Genomic DNA, 17,000 nt, shown 5'->3' with positions numbered 1-17,000 from the left:
TATTTTTATTCCACGCAAAAAACGCAGTCGAACGGCGGCCGGCCAAAGAGCGGCACGGACACAAGAATAGAAGGTCGGATCAGGCGTTGCGCAGAATCCGGCAACAGGGAATGGGGCTGAGACAGTCGGGGAGCATGCGCATGATGAGTTGCCTCTTGTCATTATTATGGGAGTCGACAATCCGGCAGGCTCATTCACATCTGCGCCGGATGACGCTGCCGCGACATTAATGAGCCGGGGGTTTTAGCGTCAATTCGATAAACGCAACACTGTGCGTTTATCGAACAGCTTCATCAGGCGAACAGCTGCGCGCTGAGGTCACGGCTGGCACTGAGCAGGCCCGGCAGAAAGCGTTGTTCCAGCTCGGTGCGAGTGACGCGGCCGGCGTGGGTACTGACGTTGAGCGCCGCGACCACCTGGCCCGACGCGTCGTAGACCGGCACCGCAATCGAACGCAGGCCTTGTTCGAGTTCCTGATCGACGATGCACCAACCCTGCTGCCGCACTTCCTGCAGGCATTCGAGCAAGGATTGCGGGGTGTGCAGGGTGCGACTGGTCTTGGCCACCAGTTCGGCATGGTCGAGGTATTCGCGCAGCGAGGTGTCGTCCAACGCCGCCAGCAGGATGCGCCCCATCGACGTGCAATAGGCCGGCAGACGCCCGCCCACCGACAGGTCCACCGAGATCAGCCGCTGGGTGGTCGCGGAACGGGCGATATAAAGAATGTCATCGCCTTCAAGCGTCGCCATATTGCAGGCTTCGTGCAACTGCTCGCTCATGCGGTCGAGGTACGGCTGGGCGGAAACCGCCAGCGGCGTCGAGGACAGATACGCGTGGCCGAGCGTCAGCACTTTGGGCAGCAACGAGTACGTGCGGCCATCGGTGGTGGCATAACCCAGTTTGATCAAGGTGTGCAGGCAACGACGCACCGCGGCGCGGGGTATTTCCGTGCGGTGGCTGATCTGGGCGATCGTCAGGTGCCGCTTGCGCTCTTGAAATGCCTGGACCACCGCCAGGCCACGGGCCAGCGAGGTCATGAAATCCGGGTCGCCAGTCAGCGCCTGGATACGCTTGGCCGGCGAAGCGACGATCGGCGGCGCCACGGAGGTGAAGGAGTTGCGCATTTGATCGTTCATTTCTTGTCCTTTTTTCCGGCACGGATCAATGGCTATACAAGCGGCTCGCCGACCGATGCACAAGGGCCGGGATGCCAAGATTGGGCGATTATCGAACCACCGGCCGATTATCGCAATCGCCTGCCGCCCAGCCTTGCTCGACCTCAAGGAAATATTTCCTAAACTTTGTCGAGCCGCTGAATCGATCCCTTAGTTGTTCGACTTAATGACGCCAGAAACACAACACCGGGCCAATAAAGGGTTGACCCGACTGCAACTACTGATAAAAAACGTCAGTCACAAAACAATCACACATCCAGAACCGTTTTTAACTTGGCAAAGATAGTCATTCCCGAATCGACCGCTATAATGCATCTCAGTGGCGCCCCGTTTTATTCGCCGAGACCGCCACCCGCCGACGCGATGCCAATCGCCGACAGCCCGGCCAGCGCTGACGCGCATGACTCATGCAACGCCAGCACTCGCTGAAACAGGAAACTGATGCTGCGTCAGTTTTAATCTGGTGCCGTAGCCGCCTGCAACATGGAAGTCTTGATCGCCCTGCCGATAACACCAATGCCCGTCCGGGTATGGCCTGTCGGTGGATCGCTCAATCGATTCGTTGCAGTCGTTCACCAGACATTTATCTCAACTCAAACAGGTAGCACTGTGACGAAAGACGAACTGCGCGCGGAACTTGAGCGCCAGGAACAACGTTACAAGGAAGTTTACGGCGGGGAAGTCACCACCTACGCCGCTCAACCGGAACCGGAACGCAAGGCATGGCGTAAACGCCCCACTGTTCAGGATCAGGTTTTCCAGCAAGAACTGAAAAAGATGGAAGAAGAACTCAAAACCGAAGAGCCATGACCGGGCGATCCTGAGTTTTCGAGGGCTTGCGTCTGCACCGCTTACAAGCGCGGTGAAGCGACGATGCCTTGCGCGCCCGCTACCCGCGGGCAGCGGCTACCTCCCCCGTCTTGCACGGGAATGGAGCGTGTCGTACACGTTTCAGAGATATTTCACACAAGCGTTCGAGCCGTCTCCAACCTTGGCAAAACCCTTGGCTGAGCGTTATTTTTCAAGGCTAATCAAGGGATTGCAAAACCCTGCAAAACACTCGGCCATTGCACCTTGCAACAATTTAATTTGTTGAAGTGCGCTACCGATGAGCAGGTAGGGGATCGATTTCCAGTCTTTTCTGGCATAATCGCGCCCCCTTATGACCGGGTCAGAAAACCTTCATGATCGATTTATTCAGCGGACTGGATGCTTGGGTGCTTGTGAGCCTCTTGCTCGCCCTGACGTTTGTCCTCGCCTTCGAGTTCATCAATGGATTTCATGACACCGCTAACGCGGTAGCCACTGTTATCTACACCAAAGCCATGCCGCCTCACCTGGCGGTGTTCTTCTCCGGTGTGTTCAATTTCCTCGGCGTGTTGCTGGGCGGCGTTGGCGTGGCGTATGCCATTGTTCACCTGCTGCCGGTGGAACTGCTGATCAATGTGAACACCGGCCATGGCCTGGCGATGGTGTTCTCGTTGCTCGCCGCAGCCATCGCCTGGAACCTGGGCACCTGGTACTTCGGTATCCCGGCGTCGAGTTCGCACACCCTGATCGGCTCGATCCTTGGTGTCGGCCTGGCCAATGCCCTGATCAACGACATTCCGCTGGCTGATGGCGTGAACTGGCAGAAAGCGATCGACATCGGCGCCTCGCTGGTGTTTTCGCCCATGGCCGGTTTCCTCGTCGCCGCCCTGGTGCTGATCGGCCTGAAATGGTGGCGCCCGCTGTCGAAGATGCACAAGACGCCGGAACAGCGCCGCAAGATCGACGACAAGAAGCACCCGCCGTTCTGGAATCGGCTGGTGCTGGTGATGTCGGCCATGGCCATGAGCTTCGTGCACGGTTCCAACGATGGTCAGAAAGGCATCGGCCTGATCATGCTGGTGCTGATCGGTATCGTACCTGCGCAGTTCGTCCTCGACCTGAACAGCACCACTTACCAGATCGAACGCACCCGCGATGCGACTCTGCACCTGAGCCAGTTCTACCAGCGCAACGCCTCCACCCTCGGCGAGTTCCTGGCCCTGGGCAAGAGCGTTGAAGGCGACCTGCCGGAGAAATTCCGCTGCAACCCGCAGCAGACCGAACCGACCATTTCCGCCCTGCTGCACACGCTTAAAGGTGTCTCGGACTACCACTCGCTGCCGGCCGAAAGCCGCATCGAAGTGCGTCGCTACCTGTTGTGCCTGGACGACACCGCGAAGAAAGTCGCCAAGCTGCCAGGCCTTGAAGCCCGTGAAAAGGCTGACCTGGACAAGCTGCGCAAAGACCTGACCACCACCACCGAATACGCCCCGTTCTGGGTGATTCTGGCGGTCGCCCTGGCCTTGGGCCTGGGCACCATGATCGGCTGGAAACGTGTGGTACTGACCATCGGCGAGAAGATCGGCAAGCAGGGCATGACTTACGCCCAAGGCATGTCGGCGCAGATTACCGCCGCGAGCATGATTGGCCTGGCCAACATCTTCAGCCTGCCAGTGTCGACCACTCACGTGCTGTCCTCGGGCGTGGCCGGTACCATGGTTGCTAACAAGAGCGGCCTGCAAGGCGGTACTGTGCGCACCATTCTGCTGGCTTGGGTGCTGACCCTGCCGGCGACTGTGGCGCTGTCGGCTGGTTTGTTCTGGTTGGCTTCGAAGGCTCTGGGTAGTTGATAGTCGGCTTCAGGCTTTGATGAAAAGGCGCGATTCGAGAGGATCGCGCCTTTTTTTGGTTTGGGGGTTGGGGGTATATCCGTTTCTGCGGGTGTTGCCGCTGGCGGCTTCGCTCTTACAGCGAGTCCCTTTTTCAAACGCCAAAAAGGAAGCAAAAGGCTTTGCCCCGGCGTACGGCACTTCGCTGAGGCTCAGTGTTCCCTCGCTACGGTGTCCATCAGGGGCATCGCCTACGGTTGGCTTCGCTGCACCTCCTCTCGATGTATGCGGCTGCGCCGCACGGCGCTACGCGCCTACCCCCCTGATGAACACCTTCGCTCGGCCTGCCGAAGGGGCCGGTACGGCAAGATCAAGAGCCAAAGCCAAAGCCAAAGCCAAAGCCAAAGCCAAAGCCAAAGCCAAAGCCAAAGCCAAATCAAAAGATCGCAGCCTTCGGCAGTTCCTACAGGGGGATTGGTTGCATTCAGTTAGAACTTGGTCGGCTGACAGGCCGCCTTCGCGAGCAAGCCCGCTCCCACAATTGGACCGATTACATCAGGAAGAAAGTGGTCGGCTGAGGCCGCCTTCGCAAGCAAGTCGAATCGTCGCACCGCCGCTCCCACAGTGGGATTGGGCACATTCAGTTAGAAAGTGGTCGGCTGTCAGGACGTCATCGCGAGCAGGCTCACTCCTACAGTTGGATCGTAAGCAGTCTGCGAGGGACTGGTTGGCTTTCAGGCCGCCATCGCGAGCAGGCGAAGACCTACAGTTTTTAGTTTGCGTACAACCCAAGCGGCGCAGCCGCCCCACTCAACAGGATGAGCGCAAGCTCGGCAGCAGCTCTTGATCTTGATCCACAGGCCCCGTCGGCAGGCTGAGAGGAGGGATTCATCCGGGGGTGGGAGCGCAGCGACCGTTTGGCGCAGCCAAACACATCGAGAGGAGGTGCAGCGAAGCAAACCGGAGGCGATGCGCCCGGATGGATCCCGGAGCGAAGGAACCCCGAGCCTTAGCGAGCGGGCCGAACGTTGGGGCAAGACTTTTTGGTTCCTTTTGAGGCGCTTGTCAAAAGGGCCTCGCCGTAAGGGCGAAACCGCCAGCCGCAACACCCAAAGCTACGGATATCCACACCAAACAACCCACAACATGGTCGGCCCAAAGGCCGCCAAGCACACAAAAAAAAGGGCAACCGAAGTTGCCCAAAATGCCTTGCGTGCTCATCAAACCCAGAAAGACCTACTTCTTGCGCTTATTCGCATCTTTCCAGATAAAAAATCCAAACCCTGCAAAAAACAGAACCATGAGTCCTACGGTCAGAACCCCGGCAAACACCACGTTATCGAAAAACATGACTGTGGCCTCCTGGCCCCTGCTTTGCTGCGATGGAACTAAGTTAACCAATCACGCAGGCGCAGAAATTGACCAGGATCAAGTCCGGTCAACACAAAAGGTAAAGGCGGGAAAATAACTGATCTGCATCAAAGGATGCGGAGGGAGATCAACGCTTTTTCGGTTTCTTTTTCGGCTTTTTCTGGTTTTTTCCCAACGGCATCGCCTGCTCGAAGGCTTTGCGCACTTCGTTCAGGCGTTTCTCGTTGAGGTCATGCACCCGCTTGGCGCGTTCGGTGCTGAGGTCGATCAGTTTGTCGTCTTGGCTCATGGCGTTCGGCGCATCGCTTGAAGAAATCACAACTGCCGCATCGCCGGCAGGACTGCGCCAATCATGCCGCCTGACGCCAGCGCTGACCAGCCACAGCTCTACAACAAATCATGTAAATGAACTGATTCAGATCTCGATATCGACCCACAAGCCCTGACGTGGCTGATCTTCCATCAGCGGCACCACCGGCACGGTGTTGTCGGCATTGAGCTCGGTGCCAGGCACGGCGAGGTGTTCTTCCGGGTCTTCGTCGGCCTCGCGGCGACGGCGGTCGCGTTCCTGCTGGCGGCGCTGTTCTTCGCGCGCCTGCAGTCGATCCTCTTCCGGATCGCGCTTTTGCAGATCGATCGTGCTTTCGTTGGAGCTTTCCTGCACCGGCACCACCGGAGGAATGTCCGGCCGCTGGCGAATCGGATCCTGCTGGGAAGTGATCGGCACAGCGCTCAGGGGGAGCATCGGTGGCAGCATATAAAGGGTCTCCTGTCAGCAGGCTATCGGCTTGGGCGAAGCTGGCTTGAGCCGCTGGTCGCAAACTTGTGACCGGGTTGGCACTCACAGGTGCCCCTCTCCCTCATAAAACCAACGCATGACCGCCTCTTGCCTCAGCTTGCGGCGCGTAGCTAAAAGCTTCCAACTGCTCCTAATCCTTTGGCCTCGGGGCCTCATTCCGTTAAGATAGCCCGCTTTTTCAAGGTGGGAGTCAGGCAGCATGGCGCAGCAGTATCAACCGGGGCAACGCTGGATCAGTGACAGCGAAGCAGAGCTTGGTTTAGGCACCGTTCTGGCACAGGACGGCCGCTTGTTGACCGTGCTTTACCCGGCCACTGGCGAAACCCGCCAGTACGCGCTACGGAATGCGCCGCTCACCCGCGTGCGGTTCTCGCCGGGTGACACCATTACTCACTTCGAAGGCTGGAAGATGACCGTGCGCGAAGTCGACGACGTCGACGGGCTGATGGTCTATCACGGCCTCAACGGGCAGAACGAAGCGGTTACCCTGCCGGAAACCCAACTGTCGAACTTCATTCAGTTCCGTCTGGCCAGCGACCGTCTGTTCGCCGGGCAGATCGACCCACTGGCGTGGTTCTCCCTGCGCTACAACACCCTGGAACACACCAGCCGCCAGTTGCAGTCCTCGCTCTGGGGCCTGGGCGGCGTGCGTGCGCAACCGATCGCGCACCAGTTGCACATTGCCCGTGAAGTCGCCGACCGTATCGCGCCACGGGTTCTGCTGGCCGACGAAGTGGGTCTGGGTAAAACCATCGAAGCCGGCCTGGTGATCCATCGCCAGTTGCTCTCGGGCCGCGCCAACCGCGTGCTGATCCTGGTGCCGGAAAACCTGCAGCATCAGTGGCTGGTGGAAATGCGCCGCCGCTTCAACCTGCAGGTTGCGCTGTTCGACGAAGAACGCTTCATCGAAAGCGATGCCGCCAACCCGTTCGAAGACACCCAACTGGCGCTGGTGGCGCTGGAGTGGCTGGTCGAAGACGAAAAGGCGCAGGACGCTCTGTTCGCCGCCGGTTGGGATCTGTTGGTCGTCGACGAAGCCCACCACCTGGTCTGGCACGAAGAAAAGGCCAGCGCGGAATATTCGCTGGTCGAGCAACTCGCCGAAGTCATTCCTGGCGTGCTGCTGCTCACCGCCACCCCGGAACAACTCGGCCAGGACAGCCACTTCGCCCGTCTGCGCCTGCTCGATCCAAACCGTTTCCATGACCTGGCCGCGTTCCGCGCCGAGAGCGACAACTATCGCCCGGTGGCCGAGGCCGTTCAGGAACTGCTCGACAAGGGGCGCCTGTCGCCCCAAGCGCACAAAACCATTCACGGCTTCCTCGGCAACGAAGGCGAAGCGCTGCTGACCGCGGTCAACGATGGCGACACCGAAGCCAGCGCCCGTCTGGTGCGTGAGCTGCTCGACCGCCACGGCACCGGCCGCGTGCTGTTCCGTAACACCCGCGCCGCCGTGCAGGGTTTCCCTGAACGCAAACTGCACCCATACCCGCTGCCGTGCCCCGACGAATACCTCGAACTACCGCTGGGCGATCACGCCGAGCTGTACCCGGAAGTCAGCTTCCAGGCCCAGCCGGACGCCAGTGAAGAAGAGCGCTGGTGGAAATTCGACCCGCGTGTCGAGTGGCTGATCGATCAGCTGAAAATGCTCAAGCGCACCAAAGTGCTGGTGATCTGCGCCCACGCCGAAACCGCGATGGACCTGGAAGACGCCCTGCGCGTGCGCTCCGGCATCCCGGCCACGGTGTTCCATGAAGGCATGAACATCCTCGAGCGTGACCGCGCCGCCGCCTACTTCGCCGACGAAGAGTTCGGCGCGCAGGTGCTGATCTGCTCGGAAATCGGCAGTGAAGGTCGCAACTTCCAGTTCGCTCACCACCTGGTGCTGTTCGATCTGCCGTCGCACCCGGACCTGCTCGAGCAGCGTATCGGCCGTCTCGACCGGATCGGCCAGAAGCACATCATCGAGCTGCACGTGCCGTACCTGGAAACCAGCCCGCAAGAGCGTCTGTTCCAGTGGTACAACGAAGCGCTGAACGCGTTCCTCAACACCTGCCCGACCGGCAACGCCTTGCAGCATCAGTTCGGCCCGCGCCTGCTGCCGCTGCTCGAAGAAGCTGACGACGGCGAGTGGCAAGCGCTGATCGACGAAGCGCGCACCGAGCGCGAGCGTCTGGAACAAGAGCTGCACACCGGTCGCGACCGCCTGCTGGAACTCAACTCCGGGGGCGCTGGCGAAGGTGACGCGCTGGTCGAGGCGATCCTCGAGCAGGACGATCAGTTCGCCCTGCCGATCTACATGGAAACCCTGTTCGACGCGTTCGGCATCGACAGCGAAGACCACTCGGAAAACGCCCTGATCCTCAAGCCGAGCGAGAAGATGCTCGACGCCAGCTTCCCGTTGGGCGACGACGAAGGCGTGACCATCACGTACGATCGCAATCAGGCACTGTCGCGCGAAGACATGCAGTTCATCACCTGGGAACACCCTATGGTGCAGGGCGGCATGGACCTGGTGCTGTCCGGCTCGATGGGCAACACCGCCGTCGCGCTGATCAAGAACAAGGCACTGAAACCGGGCACCGTGCTGCTGGAACTGCTCTACGTCAGCGAAGTGGTTGCCCCGCGCTCGCTGCAACTGGGCCGCTACCTGCCGCCGGCCGCGCTGCGCTGCCTGCTCGACGCCAACGGCAACGACCTGTCGCCACGGGTCTCGTTTGAAACGCTGAACGATCAGCTGGAAAGCGTACCGCGTGCCAGCGCCAACAAGTTCATCCAGGCCCAACGCGATCAGCTGACGCCACGGATCAACGCTGGTGAAGACAAGATCACCCCGCGTCACGCCGAGCGCGTGGCCGAGGCCCGTCGTCGTCTGGCTGCCGATACCGAAGAAGAACTGGCGCGCCTGACCGCGTTGCAAGCGGTCAACCCGACCGTACGCGACAGCGAACTGGATGCGTTGCGCAAGCAGCGTGAACAGGGTCTGGCAATGCTCGATAAAGCGGCGCTGCGTCTGGAAGCGATCCGGGTGTTGGTGGCGGGCTAAGGCCCCTGCTCCACCGTTGTAAATGAAAAGGCCCGCAGTGATGCGGGCCTTTTTGTTTGTCTGCTGTTTATCGGGTGATGCTGAAGGCCCTATCGCGAGCAGGCTCACTCCTACAGTTGGAATGCACTCCCCTGTAGGAGTGAGCCCGCTCGCGATAGCAATTATGCAGTCGCCACAGCAACATCAGGCTCACTCACCGCCACCAACCCCTCCCTCATCCGCTGCGCATCGCGCACAAAACACCGCGCCGCCAGAAACAGAAACACCATGGTGAAGAACAGCGCAACCGGGATCAGGTACATCGCGTCATGCAGCCCCACCGCCTTGAACGCCTCGGTCATCTGCTCAGCCCCCGCCGAGAACATCGCCGATTTGGCGAAGTGATCCGACAACGCCCCCACCACCACCGGCCCCAGTCCGCCGCCGAGCAGATACAGTCCAGCAAAGAACAGTGCCATCGCCGTAGCCCGCAGGCGCGGTTCGACCACGTCCTGAATCGCCGTATAGACGCAGGTGTAAAAGTTGTAGGCAAACAGCCAGCCGACGCTGAACACCGCGACGAACACGCCGATCTCGACCCGCCCTGCGTGCAGCGCCCACGCTGTGCACACGGTCGAGATGATCAGGCTGAAGCCGGCAAACAACAGCCGGCCATTGGCGACCCGCTGATGAATCTTGTCGGCGATCCAGCCGCCGAGGGTCAGGCCAATCAACCCGGTAACGCCGACAATCACCCCGGTCGCCACGGCGGCCTCCTGCAACGGCATCAGGAAATACCGTTGCAGCATCGGCACCAGAAACGAGTTGCAGGCATAGGTGGCGAAGTTGAAGCACAAACCCGCCATCACCAGCCAGAGGAAGGTCGGCACCGCGAGAACGCGGCGGATCGGCTTGTCGACTCGCTCCTGCGAGACCTGCACGGTTTCCGCCGCACCGCGCTTCGGCTCTTTAATGAAGAACATGAATATCGCCAGAATCAGCCCCGGCACCGCCGCAATAAAGAACGGCGCACGCCAGCTGTCGAACGCCTTGACCATCGCGCCGATGGTGAAAAACGCCAGCAGCAGGCCCAACGGCAAGCCGAGCATGAAAATGCCCATCGCCCGTGCCCGGCGGTGCGCCGGGAACAGGTCGCCGATCAACGAGTTGGCCGCCGGGGCGTAACTGGCCTCGCCAATGCCGATGCCCATGCGCACCAGCAGGAAACTCCAGAAACTGCCGACCAGACCGTTGACTGCCGTCAGCGCGCTCCAGGTTGCCAGACCCCAGCCCATCAGTTTGCTGCGCGAACCGGTATCGGCCATCCGGCCTAATGGCAGGCCGGCAATCGCATACACCAGAGTGAATGCAGTGCCGACGATCCCCAGTTGGAAGTCGCTGAGGTGCCATTCCATGCGGATCGGCTCGATGATGATCGCCGGAATGGTGCGGTCGAAGAAATTGAACAGGTTGGCAAGGAACAACAGGAACAGAATGCGCCAGGCATTCGCCGCTTGGGTCGAGTTCTGCATGGGTCCGTCTCTTTATTGTCATGGGGCTTCACTGCCGTCGCATCCGAGCCCGGAACCTGCAATCTAGACAGGCGGATCGGGGCTGTCTGTGATCATTCGCAAGCCTGATGTCGGGCCATGGCACTGTAACGAAACGTAAGCCCTTGATAACTCAGCAATCCCCCATAAACCGGGGCTTTCACGGCAAAACCCGGCTACAAAAAAATACTTTCGCGCCCCCCTTCCCAAGTTCACGGCGAAGCCTAGAATAGCCGCCGGATCCGTCCGGATTCGCCGATCAATCCCTTTGATGCCCTCCCCCATGTCCGAAGTCAGTCCGTGTCTGAATTGCGGTGCCTGTTGTTCCCATTTTCGTGTGTCTTTTTTCTGGGGTGAATGCGCTTCCTCCGGCGGTACGGTGCCCGATGAACTGGTCACCCAGATCAGCCCCAGCCGGGTGGCGATGAACGGCACCGACTGCAAATCGCCACGTTGCACGGCTTTGGTCGGCGAAGTGGGCAGCCAGGTGCAATGCTCGATTTACGAACAACGCTCCAGCCCCTGCCGTGAATTCGAGTCATCCTGGGAAAACGGCGAGCAGAATGTCGATTGCGACAAGGCGCGTGCCCGCTTCGGCCTGCCGCCCCTGCAACCTGGCTGGGCCGAGATTCCCTACGACCAGAGCGCGTGACGCTTAGCGCCAATCGCTATGAGGCTCATGCCGAAATCGTTGAATGCAATGTGCCACTATCGCTTGCACTATAAAAACCGCCTCTATACTCCTCTCATTCGCCTGCGTTGAAGACGCAGTAGGGACGACTTCAGAGACGGGGCATGCTATGGAGTGGCTTGGTTTGCAGTTTGTTACCGAGCTGCCGGAGAGCGGGCAGGTCATTCTCGATTGCACACATAACCCCTTGCTGGTGCTGGTGGCCTATCTGGTCGCCTGCGCCGCGAGTTTTGCCACCCTCGACATGGCCGAACGGGTCGGCCATGCCGAAGATCCGGGCTCGCGACGGGTCTGGCGCTGGATCGGCGCCACCTGCCTGGCCGGCGGCATCTGGGCCATGCACTTCATCGCCATGCTGGCGTTCCAGACACCGATAGAAATCCATTACGACCTGGCGATCACTCTGTTTTCCCTGCTGATCGCCCTGCTCGCCTCGTGGCTGGCGATGCACACCTTGAGTCATCCGCAGCCCAGCCTGGTGCACTACCTGAAAACCGCCATCGTCATCGGACTGGGCATCGCTGGCATGCATTACGTCGGCATGGCGGCGATGCACTCGGTGGCCACCGCTTACTACCAGCCGCTGCTGTTCTGCCTGTCGATCGTGATTGCCATCGGCGCCAGCTTCGCCGCGCTGTGGGTCGCCGGTTGTTTGCGTGAAGGCAACGGGCGTTTCCTTCATTTGCTCAAATACACCGCCGCGATGATCCTCGGCGCCGGCATCATCAGCATGCATTTCACCGGGATGGCCGCGTTGGATCTGGTGTTGCCCGAAGGCGCTGCGCCGACCCTGAGTACCGAAACCAATCACCTGCAACTGGGCCTGACAATCGCGCTGATCATTCTGCTGATTCTCGGCAGCGCGATCAGCGCGGCGCTGGCCGACAAGAAGCTGCAAAGCAAGGAACACGACCTGCGCCGGGTCAACGCCCTGCTCAGCCAGCTCGATCAGGCGCGTATGTCGCTGCAACATGTGGCCAACTACGACGCCCTGACCAACCTGATCAACCGTCGCGGTTTCAACCAGATCTTCGCCGAGAAACTCAGCCAGAAAACCAGCGAGGGCGGCATGCTCGCGGTGATGTTTCTCGACATCGACCACTTCAAGCGGATCAACGACAGCCTCGGCCATGACGCCGGTGACGCCTTGCTCAAAGTCATCGCCAATCACATCAAAGGCTCGGTGCGCAGCCACGAAGACGTGGTTGCACGCTTCGGTGGCGACGAGTTCTGCATCCTGATCGGCCTGCATGACCGTGAAGAGGCGCGCAGCATGGCGCAACGGATCATGCTGAAAATGAAGGAGCCCATCGAACTGGCGGGGCGCCGTATGGTGATGACCACCAGCATCGGCATCAGCCTGTTCCCCGACGACGGCAGCACTTGCGACGAGCTGCTCAAGCACGCGGATCTGGCGCTGTATCAGTCCAAGGGAGCCGGGCGTAACGGCCTGCATTTTTTCAGTTCGAACCTGAGAACCCGCGCCAGCCTGGAGCTGCAACTGGAAGAAGAATTGCGCCAGGCCCTGCGTGAGGAAAACGGGCTGACGTTGTATTACCAACCGATCTTCGAACTGAAAACCGGCCGGGTCACCAAACTCGAAGCGTTGATCCGCTGGCAGCACCCGGTGCATGGCCTGCTGGCTCCGGACCGTTTCATTGCAATTGCCGAAACCAACGGCCTGATCGCCGAACTGGACAACTGGGTGTTGCGCAGAGCCTGCACGGACCTTGGCGAACTGACGCGCCATGGCTGCGACGAACTGAAAATCGCCTGGAACTGCTCGCCGCTCAACCTCGCCCGGGAAGAGCTGGCCGATGAAATCGAAAGTGCGCTGCGCAGCGCCGGGGTCGCACCCGAGCGGCTGGAACTGGAAGTCACCGAAAACGCGCTGATGGGCAACATCGCCAACACCCTGGTGCTGTTGCGGCAGATCCGCGCCCTCGGCGTGTCGCTGTCGATCGACGACTTCGGCACCGGCTATTCGTCACTGGCCTACCTCAAGCGCCTGCCGCTCAACACGCTGAAGATCGACCGTTCGTTCATCCTCGACATCCCCACGGCAACCGCCGACATGGAGATCGTTCAGGCAATCATCGTCATGGCCCACACCCTGCATTTGCAAGTGGTGACCGAAGGCGTGGAAAGCCTGGAGCAGTACGAGTTTCTTGAGCGTTCAGGTTGCGACTTCATTCAGGGTTACCTGCTCAGCCGTCCAGTGCCGCTGGATGAGTTACGCCCGGTGCTGGAAGAGATCAACCAGCGCAAACACTCCCACGCGGTCAATCCGCTGAGTCTGGCGCGCGGTACATTTGTACCAGTGTCGCTGGATCCTTCTGCAAAAAGCCCTGCGCCCCATGCAGGCGCATCAGTTGTGCGGCCAATCCGCTGATCGGCGTCGCCGAACCCTGTTCACGCGAAAACTTCACCGCAGTATCGAGGTCCTTGAGCAACGTACGCACGTGCCATTTCACCGGCTCGAAACGGCTCTCGGCCATTTGCGGGGCGAGGATCTGCAACGGTCTCGAATCGGCAAAACCACCGGCCAGCGCTTCGGCGATCAGGCTGGCATCGACCCCGGCCTGCTCGGCCAGCGCCACCGCTTCAGCAATCACCAGCGCATTGCAAGCGACGATCATCTGGTTGCAGGCCTTGGTCACTTGCCCGGCGCCGATGCCGCCCATGTGGGTGACGCGCTGACCGAGGTTGAGCAGCACCGCGCGTACTCGCTGCAGATCCGCCGCTGCACCGCCAACCATGATTGCCAGGCTGCCCGCCTCGGCGCCGACCACCCCGCCGGACACCGGTGAATCGAGCCAGGCCATGCCAGACCTGTCTGCCAACTCGGCCGCCATCTCGCGAGTGGCGGTCGGTTCGAGGCTGGAAAAGTCCACCAGCAACTGGCCTTTTTTCGCCCCTTCAGCGACGCCGCCGACACCAAACACCACCTCGCGCACCACCGCCGTGTCGGCCAGACAGAGCATCACCACGTCCGCGTGTTCGCACAGTTCAGCCGGGGTCGCTACCTGCCGGGCGCCGGCTTCGACCAATGACGCGCACTTGGCCGGGTTGCGATTCCACACGGTCAGCGGGTAACCCGCCGCCAGCAGACGGTGGCACATCGGCAGGCCCATCAGGCCAATTCCGGCAAAGCCCAACGGAGGTAGCGTTGACATCATTTTGCCTCTTTTCGATTAAAGATCACCGAATAATGGCCGATTCATGAACGATCAGGAAAGGATTCCCCCGCGCGACGATCAGGCCAAGCCCCTGACGCCCGGGCCAAATACGCGCAGTCAAAGACGCGAGATCCTCTTTCCGTGAGGCTCGATGACAACGGTCGCCGAGCCAACCCTGTCCAGGTATATGGCGCACAATGACTTCTAAAAACAATCCCGCCACTGCGGTATCCGACCTGACTCTGAGTCCTGCGGCGAACAGCCCGGCACCGATGAAGCCATTGCCTCCTTCGCGCCCGCTGGGCACTCACCAATATCTCTATTACACCGAAACCAACACCGACCGCATCCTCGACAACCTCGATGGCCTGCGTGACCTCGTATTCCCGCGCCCGCCGCACCTGGAAGGCGACAACGAGCAGCACAACGACCAGGAATTCCCGTCGGTGTGCCTGATCGGCCTCGGTCGCTGCGGCTCCAACATCGCCCTCGACGTCGCGGAGCTGGTGTACAACGCGCGCAAGTTCTACCTCAACGAATTCAACAACGAAGACCGCGCAGCGGATCGGCGACTGGCCGACAAGGGCTACAGCCCGGCGCAGTGGATCAAGAACAACCTGCGGATCGGCCCGAACAAATCGAGCAAACCGGTGTTTCTGGTCGAACCGCTGGTAATGCTCGGCGACCTCGACAAGGACATCGCCGGGCGCATCCGTTTCTCGCGCAAGGGCGAGAAAAGCGGGTTCCTGCGCGACTACAGCAAAATGAAGATCATGGACTTGTCCGAAGTCCACGCCGGTGGCGCCGGTAACGCGCCGATCCTCGGCCAGTACCTGGCCAAGATCATCCTCAACAAGGACACCCAGCGCTTCTCCAGCCCCGACTGGAAAATGATCCACTCGTACCTGATCGACAGCTGCGGCATCAAGGCCAACCAGTCGCGCCTGTACTTCTCGATCTTCAGTGCCGGCGGCGGTACCGGTTCGGGCATGGCCTCGGAATTCGGCCTGGCCCAGCAGCACTCGTACATGAACAAAACGTTCGACACCAAGCCGATGGACGAGCATGACGGCAAGAGCGGGCATTCGTTCGTGTTCGAGCCGATCTTCACCAGCGGTATCTGCGTGCTGCCGAACATTTCCGACCACCGCAGCGAAATGTCCGAGGCGCTGCACATCAACGCTGGTCGCCTGCTGTGCAAATACCTCTCGGAAGAATGGGATTTCTCCTATAACTTCGCCAATGAAGACAGCAGCGAAGCCAGCGTCATGGGCCGCATCCGCCCATGGAACGCGATGATGCTGATCTCCAACGACATCATGCGTTACGCCGAAGAGAGCGATGACGGCAACATCCAGAACATTGATGTCAATGCGATGGAGAAGCACGCCAACCAGTACATCTCGCAGCAGATCTTCAACATTCTGACGGCGCAGGCGGTGACCACCGACTACGACCAGAACTACTTCCGTCGCGCCGGCATCGACATCGGCGAAACCATTCGCCTGGACGCCAACGACCTGTTCATGAGCCTGGCCGGCCCGGTGGCGATCGCCTACGCCGAATCGGTGGTGCCGGAAACCCCGCCGCCGAGCAGCGACAAGTTCAAGGTGTTCGACAAAGAGCCGCAGCGCCTGAACATCGACGACCTGTTCTTCCGCTCGATCGACTTGCCGCACTTCAACAAGGTTACCCAGGCGATCGAAGGCATCAGCCTGCTGCCGATCGAATCCAAGCGTTATCGCGCTTCGCTGGAGCAGTACAAGAATTCCGGCTACGACGCCGCCGCCCTGCACGACCTGCACTTCTTCAAGAACTGCTCGTCGGTGGTCTCGATCGTCTCGCTGCCCAAAGACTACAAGCTGTCCTACATGGACCTGAACCGGTTGAAGACCCACCTCAACAGCCTGTTCCCCAACACCACGCTCAAGCGCTACGCGCTGGTGATCGGTGCGTCGGCCAACCTGTCGCTGACCACCCTGATCGCCAAGAGCCCGTGCCTGTCGGACGACTTCCTGACGTTGATCGTGGCGTTCATCAAGCGCTGCTTTGCGAAGACCCCGTACCGTTTCGACGAGACCCTGGACAACTCGATCCTCGACTTCATCATCAATGAAGAATTCGACGAAGACCGTATCGACGATCTGCTCAACGAGTTCGAGAACCCGGCGAAGATCCTCGACACCAACTGGTACGCGATCAAGCCGATGTACGAGAAAAAGTACCGCGAGCTGATCAATGACAAAGACAAGTTCGTCTCGATCAATGACATTCGTTTGTCGCGTGATTGCGTGAAAAAGTCGATCAAATATCTGCGCGAGATTTATCGTCACCGGATTGGCAAGACCAAGGTTATTTCGCTGAATAACCATACGGGCAAGACGTTCACGGTCTGATCACGAACCGAGTCGCCCCCTTCGCGAGCAAGCCCGCTCCCACAGCAGACCGCATTTTCACTGACGGAATGCATTCAACTGTGGGAGCGGGCTTGCTCGCGAAGGGGCCGGTACATTCACCAAAGATTTCAGCCCTTCCAACATCCAGAAACAATTAAGCAGCCCGCAGGCTGCT

General features: G+C 60.0%; 13 protein-coding genes. 7 read left to right on the top strand and 6 right to left on the bottom strand.

Features of this window, described 5'->3' with window-relative positions; all coding sequences use genetic code 11:
• Window positions 1–293: 293 nt before the first annotated feature.
• The gene (gene pcaR / locus QMK55_RS20090) at window positions 294–1,136 is read right to left on the bottom strand and encodes a pca regulon transcriptional regulator PcaR (RefSeq protein WP_320329832.1); all 843 of its coding nucleotides are present in this window, start codon (window positions 1,134–1,136) and stop codon (window positions 294–296) included.
• Between pcaR and QMK55_RS20085 the strand changes: the two genes are divergently transcribed.
• The 3 genes from QMK55_RS20085 to QMK55_RS20075 all read left to right on the top strand — a co-directional run bounded on the left by QMK55_RS20085 (window position 1,125) and on the right by QMK55_RS20075 (window position 3,835).
• Window positions 1,125–1,298: a hypothetical protein gene (locus QMK55_RS20085; protein WP_320329831.1), complete on the top strand. Its 174-nt coding sequence runs from the start codon at window positions 1,125–1,127 to the stop codon at window positions 1,296–1,298. The two genes, pcaR and QMK55_RS20085, sit on opposite strands and share 12 nt — an antisense overlap.
• Window positions 1,299–1,784: 486 nt before the next feature.
• Complete coding sequence (locus tag QMK55_RS20080; RefSeq protein WP_003222398.1) at window positions 1,785–1,985, top strand: hypothetical protein; 201 nt, start codon at window positions 1,785–1,787, stop codon at window positions 1,983–1,985.
• 374 nt (window positions 1,986–2,359) lie between these two features.
• Complete coding sequence (locus QMK55_RS20075) at window positions 2,360–3,835, top strand: inorganic phosphate transporter (protein WP_025110748.1); 1,476 nt, start codon at window positions 2,360–2,362, stop codon at window positions 3,833–3,835.
• Between the two features lie 1,215 nt (window positions 3,836–5,050).
• Here QMK55_RS20075 and ccoM read toward each other — a convergent pair.
• The 3 genes from ccoM to QMK55_RS20060 all read right to left on the bottom strand — a co-directional run bounded on the left by ccoM (window position 5,051) and on the right by QMK55_RS20060 (window position 5,942).
• Entirely contained in the window at window positions 5,051–5,164 is a 114-nt protein-coding gene (gene ccoM / locus QMK55_RS20070; protein ID WP_003222396.1) for a cytochrome c oxidase subunit CcoM, read from the bottom strand.
• Window positions 5,165–5,312: 148 nt separating this feature from the next.
• Window positions 5,313–5,474: a hypothetical protein gene (locus tag QMK55_RS20065; protein WP_178082166.1), complete on the bottom strand. Its 162-nt coding sequence runs from the start codon at window positions 5,472–5,474 to the stop codon at window positions 5,313–5,315.
• Between the two features lie 126 nt (window positions 5,475–5,600).
• Window positions 5,601–5,942 (bottom strand): aspartate-semialdehyde dehydrogenase, encoded by a 342-nt coding sequence (locus tag QMK55_RS20060; protein ID WP_102358557.1) that lies wholly within the window; start codon window positions 5,940–5,942, stop codon window positions 5,601–5,603.
• A gap of 241 nt (window positions 5,943–6,183) precedes the next feature.
• Between QMK55_RS20060 and rapA the strand changes: the two genes are divergently transcribed.
• Complete coding sequence (rapA, locus tag QMK55_RS20055) at window positions 6,184–9,030, top strand: RNA polymerase-associated protein RapA (protein ID WP_320329830.1); 2,847 nt, start codon at window positions 6,184–6,186, stop codon at window positions 9,028–9,030.
• A gap of 161 nt (window positions 9,031–9,191) precedes the next feature.
• Here rapA and QMK55_RS20050 read toward each other — a convergent pair whose 3' ends face one another.
• Window positions 9,192–10,541 carry a spinster family MFS transporter gene (locus tag QMK55_RS20050; protein ID WP_102358559.1) on the bottom strand — a complete coding sequence of 450 codons (1,350 nt, stop codon included), beginning with the start codon at window positions 10,539–10,541 and terminating at the stop codon, window positions 9,192–9,194.
• 301 nt (window positions 10,542–10,842) lie between these two features.
• Between QMK55_RS20050 and QMK55_RS20045 the strand changes: the two genes are divergently transcribed.
• Both QMK55_RS20045 and QMK55_RS20040 read left to right on the top strand, forming a co-directional pair.
• Window positions 10,843–11,211, top strand: a complete 369-nt coding sequence (locus tag QMK55_RS20045; protein ID WP_320329829.1) for a YkgJ family cysteine cluster protein — start codon at window positions 10,843–10,845, stop codon at window positions 11,209–11,211.
• A gap of 148 nt (window positions 11,212–11,359) precedes the next feature.
• Window positions 11,360–13,642, top strand: coding sequence for a bifunctional diguanylate cyclase/phosphodiesterase (locus tag QMK55_RS20040; protein ID WP_320329828.1), 2,283 nt, complete (start codon window positions 11,360–11,362; stop codon window positions 13,640–13,642).
• On the opposite strand, the gene QMK55_RS20035 is transcribed toward QMK55_RS20040, so the two are convergent.
• Window positions 13,533–14,429: an NAD(P)-dependent oxidoreductase gene (locus QMK55_RS20035; RefSeq protein WP_178082167.1), complete on the bottom strand. Its 897-nt coding sequence runs from the start codon at window positions 14,427–14,429 to the stop codon at window positions 13,533–13,535. The genes QMK55_RS20040 and QMK55_RS20035 overlap by 110 nt on opposite strands.
• A gap of 197 nt (window positions 14,430–14,626) precedes the next feature.
• On the opposite strand from QMK55_RS20035, the gene QMK55_RS20030 reads away from it, so the two are divergent.
• A complete protein-coding gene (locus QMK55_RS20030) occupies window positions 14,627–16,825 on the top strand; it encodes a hypothetical protein (RefSeq protein WP_320329827.1) in 2,199 nt (732 codons plus the stop codon).
• Window positions 16,826–17,000: the final 175 nt, after the last annotated feature.

The sequence above is a fragment of the Pseudomonas sp. P8_229 genome (assembly GCF_034008635.1).
GTDB lineage: Bacteria > Pseudomonadota > Gammaproteobacteria > Pseudomonadales > Pseudomonadaceae > Aquipseudomonas.
This window is presented reverse-complemented; position numbering and strand designations above follow the sequence as displayed.